At 34.1% G+C, this 10,974-nt stretch carries 9 protein-coding genes; 6 read left to right on the top strand and 3 right to left on the bottom strand.

What is annotated here, in order from left to right; all coding sequences use genetic code 11:
* The 3 genes from SULYE_RS02360 to SULYE_RS02350 all read right to left on the bottom strand — a co-directional run.
* Positions 1-937: arsenate reductase (azurin) large subunit (locus SULYE_RS02360; protein ID WP_007546136.1), on the bottom strand; the 937-nt coding region annotated here is incomplete at its 3' end.
* Between the two features lie 14 nt (positions 938-951).
* Entirely contained in the window at positions 952-1,461 is a 510-nt protein-coding gene (locus SULYE_RS02355) for an arsenate reductase (azurin) small subunit (protein WP_007546133.1), read from the bottom strand.
* 295 nt (positions 1,462-1,756) lie between these two features.
* Positions 1,757-3,133 (bottom strand): sigma-54-dependent transcriptional regulator, encoded by a 1,377-nt coding sequence (locus SULYE_RS02350; RefSeq protein WP_007546131.1) that lies wholly within the window; start codon positions 3,131-3,133, stop codon positions 1,757-1,759.
* A gap of 921 nt (positions 3,134-4,054) precedes the next feature.
* On the opposite strand from SULYE_RS02350, the gene SULYE_RS02345 reads away from it, so the two are divergent.
* From SULYE_RS02345 to tsaD, 6 genes are all read left to right on the top strand, one after another.
* A complete protein-coding gene (locus SULYE_RS02345) occupies positions 4,055-4,534 on the top strand; it encodes a DsrE/DsrF/DrsH-like family protein (protein ID WP_007546127.1) in 480 nt (159 codons plus the stop codon).
* 536 nt (positions 4,535-5,070) lie between these two features.
* The gene (locus SULYE_RS02340) at positions 5,071-5,859 is read left to right on the top strand and encodes an ABC transporter ATP-binding protein (RefSeq protein WP_007546126.1); all 789 of its coding nucleotides are present in this window, start codon (positions 5,071-5,073) and stop codon (positions 5,857-5,859) included.
* Between the two features lie 15 nt (positions 5,860-5,874).
* A complete protein-coding gene (thrC, locus tag SULYE_RS02335) occupies positions 5,875-6,945 on the top strand; it encodes a threonine synthase (RefSeq protein ID WP_007546124.1) in 1,071 nt (356 codons plus the stop codon).
* Positions 6,942-7,892: a 2-dehydropantoate 2-reductase gene (locus SULYE_RS02330; RefSeq protein ID WP_007546123.1), complete on the top strand. Its 951-nt coding sequence runs from the start codon at positions 6,942-6,944 to the stop codon at positions 7,890-7,892. Before thrC ends, SULYE_RS02330 begins: the two co-directional genes overlap by 4 nt.
* 380 nt (positions 7,893-8,272) lie before the next feature.
* Positions 8,273-9,505: a S41 family peptidase gene (locus SULYE_RS02325; RefSeq protein WP_007546122.1), complete on the top strand. Its 1,233-nt coding sequence runs from the start codon at positions 8,273-8,275 to the stop codon at positions 9,503-9,505.
* Between the two features lies 1 nt (position 9,506).
* Positions 9,507-10,520: a tRNA (adenosine(37)-N6)-threonylcarbamoyltransferase complex transferase subunit TsaD gene (gene tsaD, locus SULYE_RS02320; RefSeq protein WP_007546121.1), complete on the top strand. Its 1,014-nt coding sequence runs from the start codon at positions 9,507-9,509 to the stop codon at positions 10,518-10,520.
* Positions 10,521-10,974: the final 454 nt, after the last annotated feature.

Here is a 10,974-nt window from a genome sequence, read left to right as displayed (position 1 = left end):
GTACGTAGTCTGTTCCAAGATTTGGTCTTAAATGAAGAACTCTATAAGGTGCAGCAATCTCTGCAACTTTTACGCTGGCTGTTTTTCTTGGGTCTATAACAATCATTCTTGCAGGTTCTGCTGGCTCTCCCTTTAAATACTCTTTTTTCTTTTCATCAATGGTTGCACCTTGAAGGTTTGGAAGCATGTGTTCTGTGTAGAAAACGGAAGCAGTTTCAAAAGAGTTGGCACCCCAAAGTACTATGGTATCAGCAAGTCTTGCATCCTCATAAGTATAGTTAAGCTCGTGAGTTCCTCTCTCTCTTTGACCCCAAACCTCGGAGTTGTAGGCCGGTCTATTGTGTATAGATAACATTTTTGTACCAACTGCTATGAAGAAGAATTTTCCAACTGCCCAGTTCTCCTCGAACCCAGCACCAGAGCCTCCATGGTCGTGTATTTTCATAGCTACTGAATCTGGACCATATTTATCCTTGATGCCTTTGGTTACTCTTGCGACTAAATCTATTGCCTCTTCCCAGCTAACTGGCATTAACTCATCCCCAACTCTAATTAATGGTTGGTGTACTCTTTCTCTTGTGGGCTTTGTAGGTGAATATGTCGCCTCTGCATTAGCTCCTCCCCTTATAGAGTAGTTTCCTCTATTTATGGGCGAGTCTTCTGCTGGTATTATTAAAACGTTGTAAAGGTTGCCGTCCTCTCCTTTTACTACGCTGTACATAGTTTCGGTTATTGCTTGACTTTGCAGGGCTACTCCTTGTTTAGTAAAGTCTATACCAAGTGCATTTTCGTTTGACTTTAGCCCACCTTCCTTGCCCACAGGCCATCTATATATGTTATAACCACAACCTACGTTGCAGTACTGGCAAGGTGATGTAAATTTTTGTGCATCTTTTGGTGGAATTGGTATGCTGTCCTTTCTTTCAAATACTGCCATGTTTTGTACCTCCTCTATAATTTGCTTATTTTGCTAGATTTTAAAATATTTCTAATTCTTCCCCATATAAGTCCTTCTACCCCTTCTGCGTATATGTTTCCAGTTCTTGGTTCAAAACGCAAAATTATCTGAGGAAGCCATTCAGATGCATGTCCCTGAAATGTTTGCCCATTTTTTGCAGGGTCAAACATTGAGTAGTGGCAAGCACAAACAAACCTCTTTTTAGAATAGCTAACAGGACAGCCCTTATGGGTACATAATGACGAGTAGGCTACGATGTCCCCTTCTGGTCCCACACCACCAATAGCCCTCTCTCCAAGCTTAATAAGAATTGCTGGAGATTGTTCATCTGGATAATTAAAGCTTACTGGCTCTCCTACCTTTAAGTCCTTAATGTTGGCTATTTTTAACCTTGGGTATGGCTGGGTTATAAGAGCCATTGCCCACTCTGGCGTAGATAAAAGTGCAACCATAGCCGCACTTCCACCGATAAAAGTTCTTCGTGAGATCTTCGTCATAAACATTGCTGTACCTCCTACCAAGTTTTAATTAACACCATATATAATGCAAACTTTGTGCCAATTTTTAAAACCTTTAATAATTAAAGATTTTTATCAGTAGATTTTTTTTGAATGTTCAAATTTTTATAGGGTTATGTTCAAAAATTGAGCAACGTTTAAATAAATTTAAAAATTCATTTGGAATGGAAGCATTATGACAAAGTGACGAAACGAAAAAGCAGCGAAATATAAGAGAAATATAAGAGTAATAGTTAATAAGTTATCAGCGACAAAATAATAAATCGATCACTTTAAACGTTTAATTTGAAAAAATCCCTCTTAACCTATTTTCTAAGGTATTTCGAGATATTCCTAAAAGACCCGCCACTTTTGACTTGTTGCCTGAGTATTTTTCGAGAAGTTTCTTTATGAGATAGACTTCTATCCTTTCAAGAAGATTAGGAAGATCCTCTTCCGGCGTTGAGTCAAGCAACATATCTATAAATCTATCAAAAGAACATGTTGTATTGTAAACAGTTGTTTTTTCTGGATGTATATCAAAATCTTTTATTTTCCCAAATTTTGTTTCAATAACTGTCTTATAAATCAGGTTTTTTAGCTCACGTACATTCCCTGGGAATGAGTAATCCATTAGCTTTTTCATAGCTTCTTCTTCCACCCCTTCAACCATGGTTCCTATTTCTGCGTTAGCAAAAGCTATAAAATAATCGACTAACTGTTTTATGTCTTCCTTTCTTTCTCTAAGAGGTGGTATGTAGATACCCATTTGACTTATTCTATGATACAGATCTTCTCTAAATTTTCCTTCTTCTACCATTTTTTTTAGGTCCCTGTTTGTAGCAAAAATAAGTCTAACGTCTGCTTTCTCTTCCTTGGAGCTTCCCAATGAGAAATAACTCTTTCTTTCGACAAAAGCCAAAAGCTTTGCTTGAAGTTTGTAAGGAATGTCTCCTATTTCGTCTAAAAAAAGGGTTCCACCTTCAGCTAACTTTGCCTTCCCCTTTTTATCTACCAAGGCACCCGTAAAGGCTCCCTTTACATATCCAAACAGCTCTGCTTCGAAGAGGTCCCAAGGTATGGCAGGGCAATGCAATATAACAAAAGGTTTTTCTTTTCTCGGGCTATTTTCATGGATTAGCCGTGATACCACTTCCTTTCCTACACCTGTTTCTCCGGTTATTAAAACATTGAGATCATTTTGGCAAGCTAAACCAATTTTTTTAAAAACTTCAAACATAGCCTTTGAAGAGCCGATTACTTTATACTCTCTACTATATGGAATAGTAGGATTTAGGTTATATCCCAACATCTCTTTTACAACTCGTAAAAGCTCTTCGTCGTTTAAAGGTTTTTTAAGTATATTTGTAGCAGAAAATCTTGATGCACTTATTACTGTATTCGCATCTGTATAGTCGGTTAAAAAAATTACTGGGATGTTGAAACCTTTTGTCCTCAACCTTTCTACTACATCTATCCCATTCTCGTCTTCCAACTTTATATCTATCAAAAGCAAGTCGCTTATTAATAGATAATCTTCTAAACCTTTAGAGGATTGTAGTGTTATTACTTCAAAACCCTTTGTACCAAGGATCTTTTTTACAAAATTTAATACACAGCATTCATCATCTACAACTAATACTCTCATATTTTTATCTTTATTGAGGATATGAACCATTTATCCGCCTCCTTTGTTCTAAAAAGATAGAGAATCAATGTTCCTTATTTTTTAGGCTAAATAGCTAATAAGTTTTTTCAATTTTTTGGTTACTCTTTGCAAGGATATTATATATAATTATATATTAACCCAAGTTGATACCTGACAGAAATCATAAATTAAAAAGCCCTTCTATAGAAAAACTTTAAAAAGTCTATAGAGGTGTTATAATGAACGAAGAAACATTCATTTTAATATGTCGGGTGAGAAATTCAATAAAAGTAGGAGATTCTTCACTTCGCTCAGAATGACATCATTCGGAAGTTCCTCGTCATCCTGAGGACGTAAGTCCGAAGGATCTCCTTTTTAAATTTCATAAAAACTGCTAATTTCTCACCCCAAGGTATGAATGCTTAATACTATGGATTTTTACAAAATAAAGCATCATATTGTTTGGGATGAAAATAGTTTTATTTGTGAGTTTTGATTAACTTCTGGAAGTTGCCATGATTTAGAAGACTTAGCTCACATGTCTTTCAATTACATGGAGAGAGAAGATAAGTTAATAGGAAATAAAGGCCATAATAACTAAGGTATTGAAGATCGGCTTAAAGAGGAAGGTATAAATTTTAGACCATTGGGAGATAAAAGGAGTAAAAGACATGAAGGTGAAGACGAGGAAAAAGAGAAAGTTATAAGAAGGAAAAAATAGAAATCTTAGAGTCTGTTTGAAAAGTATTTATCTTGGTGGAAAAGCTAGGGTTATAAGTTTTACAGGCTTTGTTTTGAAAATCATTATGGCTATTTTTTCTTATGACATTTCAAGGTTGGTCAAGGTAGCAACTGTAAGTTATCATTAGAGTATGATATATATCATTTTCAAATAAATATTCATATAAATATAATAAATATAGAAAATATATTTTTATATATGGAGTAAAAATGGCTACAAGAGTTGGAATTATCGTTTTAAGTGGAACCTTAGATAAAGTTATGCCTGCTTTTATAATTGGGACTACAGCTGCAGCTATGGGTATGGAAGTAGGGATGTTTTTCAGCTTTTATGGATTAAATGCAATTCATAAAGAAAAACATAAAAATTTAAAAGTTTCTCCGATAGGAAATCCGGCAATGCCTATGCCTGTTTCTGTGCCACAGATACTAACAATAATGCCGGGTATGATGGATTTTGCAACATCTATGATGAAAGGAATGATGGAAAAGCATAAAGTCCCATCCTTAGAGCAACTAATCCGGCAAGCAAAAGATTTAGAGATAAAATTATATCCATGCCAGACAGCAATGACACTTTTTGGTTATACGGTCGATGATTTAATAGATGGTGTAGAAAAACCAGTTGGAGCTGCAACTTTTTTAAGCTTTGTAAATGCAGGTGATAAATCAATAGTTTTAAATTTTTAATGACGTTTAAGTAATTACTATTATTGTAAAAGGGAGACATTTTCTCCCTTTGAGATTCTTTTATTTTAAAGTTAAGCATTAAATGGTTCACTTAAATCTTTTGTTATCTAAAACAAGAAATATAAAATTCTACAAAATTTTTATTTTTTATAGGTATAAAAGAATATAGAAAACATTTTTTATGGTAAAGCAAATAGTTGTTAAAATAGTGCTGAAAAATTTATGAACTATCGTACAAAGACAATATAAGAATTGACAGTACATAATAGATAGTAGAGCAAAACCTATGTATTTTGTCTTAATTAGCAAAGATTTTTCTATTAAAGTTTTAAGTTAATGCGTAAGTCCTTTAAATTTTCAAAGTTAACGATAAAATCTCTTAAAACACATCAACTAAACTAACTTAACATTAAGAACAATATATAAAGTTATTAGTAATTAGATTTTTTAATAAATTACTTTCTTGCCTCTTACCTTCCAACCTTTCACTTTCTCACTTTATTTAAAAAGATGTTATAATTTTTATGAGGTTTAGCATGGATACGAAAATAAAGGTTGAAAATCTTACAAAAAAGTTTGGAAATAGAGAAGTTTTAAAGAATATATCCTTTGATGTTAAAAAGTCTGAAGTCTTTGTTATTATGGGTGGTAGTGGTAGCGGTAAGAGTACCGTTATCAAACACATCATCGGACTTTTAAAACCCACATCGGGAAAAATCTATATCGATAACGTTGATATCACATCTTTAAAGGATACCGAATTAATAGAATTTAGAAAGAAAATAGGCTATCTATTTCAAGAAGGGGCATTGTTTGATAGTTTAAAAGTTTGGGAAAATGTAGGTTTTTACTACTTAGAAAATACAAAAATGCCGGAAAAGGATATATACAACCTTGCAAAAGAAAAGCTTGCGCTGGTTGGTTTAAAAGATGTAGAAGATTTATATCCTTCTCAGTTATCAGGTGGTATGAGAAAAAGAGTCTCCCTTGCACGGGCAATTTCTTACAATCCGGAAATCATACTGTATGATGAGCCGTCTTCCGGACTTGACCCTGTAACTTCTGCTATGATTGATAAATTAATTTTAAAACTTAGAGATGAGCTTGGAGTTACTTCTATCGTAGTTACCCATGACCTTGAAAGTGCTTTTAGCATTGCAGATAGAATAGCTATGATTCATAAAGGTGTTATTTATGCTATCGGAACGCCTGAGGAGATTAAAAACCATCCAGACCCAGTAGTTCAGCAATTTATCAGAAGAAGCCCAGAAGGTCCAATAACGGAAGAGTTGATGAAAGAGCTTAATAACAATCTTAAAAAATAAAGGAGGCATTTTTTCTTGGGTTGTAAATGGAAAGGAATCATAGAAGCATACAGACAGTATCTACCGGTTAATGAAAATACTCCAATCATAACACTTCATGAAGGAAACACACCACTTATAAAGGCTGACAATTTATCAAAAGAAATAGCACCAAACTTAAATTTACAGATTTATCTAAAATATGAAGGACTTAATCCAACCGGTTCTTTTAAAGACCGTGGAATGACTATGGCAATTTCAAAAGCAAAAGAAAATGGAAAAGAAGCTGTAATCTGTGCATCTACCGGAAACACTTCTGCATCTGCAGCAGCTTATGCAGCAAAAGCCGGAATGAGAACATACGTTTTACTTCCAAAAGGAGCCGTTGCCATAGGAAAATTATCCCAAGCAATGGTATACGGAGCAAAAATAATAGCCGTCATGGGAAATTTTGACGATGCATTAGAAATTGTTAGAGAAATAGGAGAAAAATATCCTGTTGAAGTTGTAAACTCTGTAAATCCTTACAGAATAGAAGGACAAAAAACAGCAGCATTTGAGATTTGCGATTTCCTTGAAGAAGCACCAGACTTTCATTTTATACCCGTTGGTAATGCAGGAAACATTACAGCATACTGGAAAGGATATAAAGAATACCATCAGCTTGGAAAGGTTAAAAAACTTCCAAGAATGATAGGATGGCAGGCAGAAGGAGCAGCACCAATTGTAAAAGGATTTCCTATAAAAAATCCACAAACAATAGCAACAGCAATTAAGATAGGCAATCCTTACAGCTGGCAGCCAGCACTACAAGCAGCAAGAGAAAGTAATGGTTTTATAGACGCAGTCTCTGATGATGAAATTTTATATGCTTACAAACTTGTAGCATCAACGGAAGGTGTATTTTGCGAGCCGGCATCTGCTGCATCAGTGGCAGGAGTGATAAAATCTGTTAAAAAAGGCTTATTTAAAGGTGGAGAAGTTATTACCTGCACACTTACAGGAAACGGACTTAAAGACCCGGACGCAGTAATAAAAGCAAGCGAAAAACCGGTAGAACTCCCACCAAACTTAGAAGAAATAGCAAGATTTTTAGAACTAATATGAAAAATATCCTTGTCGTAGGACTTGGAGCTGTTGGAACAGTATTTGCCACCTTTTTAAAAGAATCTAAGCATAATGTTTACGGCTTAGTAAAAGACTATCATTTAGAGTTTGTAAAGGACAATACTCTACACGTTGAAGGAATTTGGGGCAACCATAAAGCAAAGCTTGATTTAATAACATCCGGCATAGAAGATTTAAAAGATATAGATTTTGATTTAATCATAGTTGCCGTTAAGTCTTTTGATACAGAAGAAACTATAAAAAAGATACTTCCACTTATAAAACCAAAAACCAAAATACTATTGACCCAAAACGGCTATGGAAACTACGAAACAGCATCAAAATATATAGACAAATCAAAAATTTTACTTGGCAGAGTGATTTTTGGCTCAAAATTAATTGAACCTTTTCATGCTTACATAACTGTAAACGCAGATGATGTAAGAATAGGACAGCCGGAGAATCTATTGGAAGACAAAGAAGTTTTAAATGTAGTTTGCACAATAAAACATGCCGGCATTCCTGCTTCTTTTTCTAAGGATGTATATAAAGTTTTATGGGATAAGATACTTTATAACTGTGCGTTAAATCCTCTCGGTGCGTTGCTTGAGTGTAGTTATGGAATGCTAAAAGAAAATAAAGAAACAAAAGAAATAATGGATTTAATCATAGATGAAATCTTTCAAGTGGCAAAGTTAAACAACATACGGCTGAACTTTGACAACCCAGAAGATTATAAAAAATTGTTTTATGAAAAATTAATCCCACCAACAAAAGACCATTTCCCATCTATGTATTATGATTTGAAATCCGGTAAAAGAACAGAGATAGACGCTTTAAATGGTGCTATTGTAAAGCTTGGTGAAAATGTAGGCTATCTACCAAGGGTTAATTTTACAATTACAAATTTGATTAAATTTAGAGAAAAGAAATTGATAAAAAGTTAAAAAGTAAGTAGAGGCGTTTCGCGAATCGTCTGCATACTTCACTCATTATTTGCTGCTTGAGGCTGCTTTATAAAAATCCTCATCGTAATTCTGCAGCCGGCAAAGAATCTCGTAATTTTATTAAACTTTTCACTGAGACTGTTCCAAAAATCCACACTGTCATTCTGAGCGAAGCTAAGAATCTCATATTTTTCTTTTCAAGTCAAAAAATTAAAAAAGAGATCCTTCGGACTTCGTCCTCAGGATGACACGGAAAGGCAAGCTTACAAGAATTTTGGAACACTCTTTATAGAACTTACTTAACCTTTTACTCTTACTTCCCACCTTTCTATGATATACTAAAATTTAATGAAAATTTTAAATTTAATAAAGGAGTAAAGATGAAAAGTAAGATTTCACTCGTCGTAGGAGTAATGTTAATTTTTATCGCTGGCATGAGCTTTGGACTAAACTCAAAAAACCAACCTAAAACAGATTACTCAGATGAAGTTCAGATAATTAGAACTTATACAGATGTATTAAAAATAGTTGAAGATAATTATGTAGAACAGCCAAAATCAAAGGATTTATTGTATGGCTCGTTAAGAGGAATGTTATCATCTTTAGACCCGTATTCAACTTTCTTTACACCGGAAGAGTTTAAAGAGTTTACATCAGAGACTCAAGGAGAGTTTGGCGGTCTTGGAATAGAAATAACAATGGAAAATAACAAACTTATCGTTGTCTCTCCCATAGAAGATACTCCTGCATTCAAAGCCGGAATAAAGCCCGGAGACTGGATAATAGAAATTGACGGCGAGCCTACGGATAAGATGACGTTATTCCAAGCAGTCAAAAAAATGAGAGGACAGCCCGGAACAAAAGTTACATTGACCATTTTTAGAAAAGGAATAGATAAACCTTTTAAAGTTGAAATAGTAAGAGATGTAATCAAAGTAAAAAGCGTTAAAACAAAAGAGCTTGAAAACGGAAAAATTGGCTATATCAGATTAACACAATTCCAAGAAAACTCGGCCGATGAGTTTGAAAAAGCTTTAAAACAATTTAAAAACAAAGAAGGTATAATAATAGACTTAAGAAATAATCCTGGTGGTTTATTGACATCTGCTGTTTCTATAGCAAGCATGCTTATTCCAAAAGGCAAACTTATCGTATATACACAAGGAAGAGACCCTAAGAATAAAGAGGAGTTTTATTCAGAATCTGACCCAATAGTTCCAAAAGACGTTCCTATGGCTGTCATTGTAAATAAAGGCTCTGCTTCTGCTTCAGAAATCTTGACAGGTGCATTAAAAGACCATAAAAGAGCTATAATCGTAGGAGATACAACCTTTGGAAAAGCTTCAGTTCAAACTTTAATTCCCTTACAAGATGGCTCTGGCATAAAGCTTACCGTTGCTCACTATTACACACCTAATGGAAATCTAATAATGAACAAAGGAATTACTCCGGATATTATTGTTAAAATGACGGAGGAAGAAGAGATGGCAAAAGCTAAAGCAGAGAGAGAAGCAAAAATAAGCAGAAAAGATGAGACAGAAGTAAAAGACCCACAATTGGAAGCTGCAGTTAATGCAATTAAAATTCTAAACTTTGCTAAAAAAATGAATTAACATGATAGTTCTTGGAATAGAAACATCCTGTGATGATACTTCAGTAGCGGTATACGACAGCGAAAAAGGTATACTGTCTAACGTTGTGTCATCACAGCTTATTCATGCTCAATTTGGCGGTGTTTATCCAGAAATCGCAGCAAGGGAGCATACAAAAAACTTTTTACCGGTATTAGATAAAGCTCTAAAAGATGCAAATATAGTTTTATCCGATATAGATGCTATCGCTACTACTTTTATGCCCGGTCTTATAGTTTCTCTTGTTGCAGGTGTTTCCGGTGCAAAAGCTTTGTCTTTTTCTGTAAAAAAGCCATTAATCCCGGTTCATCATATAGAAGCTCATATATTTGCAAACTTTATAAAAAAAGAAATTGAATATCCGTTTTTAGCTCTTGTAGTTTCCGGTGGTCATACGGAACTAATTTTAGTTAAAGAATTTGAAGATTATATCTATCTTGGCGGAACCTTAGATGACGCAGTCGGTGAAGTCTATGATAAAGTAGCAAGGGCTTTAGGTCTTGGATTTCCCGGTGGTCCAATAATTGACAAGTTAGCAAAAGAAGGAAAGGAAGTCATAAAATTTCCAAGACCTTTATTAAATGATGAAGAAAATAAGTATAATTTTTCTTTTAGCGGATTAAAATCTGCTGTGATTAGAGAGATTAATAAAGGCATCTACAAACAAGAAGATATTGCAAAATCTTTTCAAAATGCTGTTGTTGATGTTTTAGTCAAGAAAACAGTTTTAGCATGTAAAGAGTTTGGAATAAATAGAGTTGTTGTGGCTGGGGGTGTATCTGCAAACTCTCAGCTTAGAGAAGAATTCTTAAATTTCAAAGATTTAGAAGTTCATTTTCCACCTATGTACTTATGCACTGACAATGGAGCGATGGTAGCATACACTGGATATAAAAGGTTTAAAGAAAAAGGTGTGGCAGTATCCCTTGATTTTGAGGCAAAGGCAAGATGCAGAATAGATAAATTTCCACAATTACTTAGAAGCTTTCATGCCTAAGATTCCTGCAAAAATAACCACTGCAAAAAAGATAAACATAACCGCTAATATAAGTTCCATTCAAACCATCTCCGATATTTTTGTTTTATCTAAATTATAACAAATTCTTAAGAATAAGAAGTATCTGATTTTTGTTAATTATCTTTAAATTTAATTTCAATTTCCGCTTGACAGGTTAAAAATTTTTTTGTATATTTATATTAGCTTTTTAATTTTTTAACTGTACCTTGGCAATTGAATAGGTTAGCCCGCACAAGCTTATATGACGTGAGAGCGTGAAACGTGAGAAGTGAGACGTGAGAGATTGGTTTATCAATATTTTAATGATTTTTATTTGATTGCTTGATTGCTTGGTGAGATGACTTGATAGTCAGTAAAGCTAACGTATTGGTAATGTAATTTTATTTTTTGATGTTTGGTTTAAGCTTGTGTAGTGATGGGTTTGAAAGGGATT

Origin of the sequence: Sulfurihydrogenibium yellowstonense SS-5, from assembly GCF_000173615.1 — a bacterium.
Taxonomy (GTDB): Bacteria; Aquificota; Aquificia; order Aquificales; family Hydrogenothermaceae; genus Sulfurihydrogenibium; species Sulfurihydrogenibium yellowstonense.
Note: the sequence above shows the minus strand (reverse complement) of the source record. Positions and strands in the feature narration are given on the sequence as shown.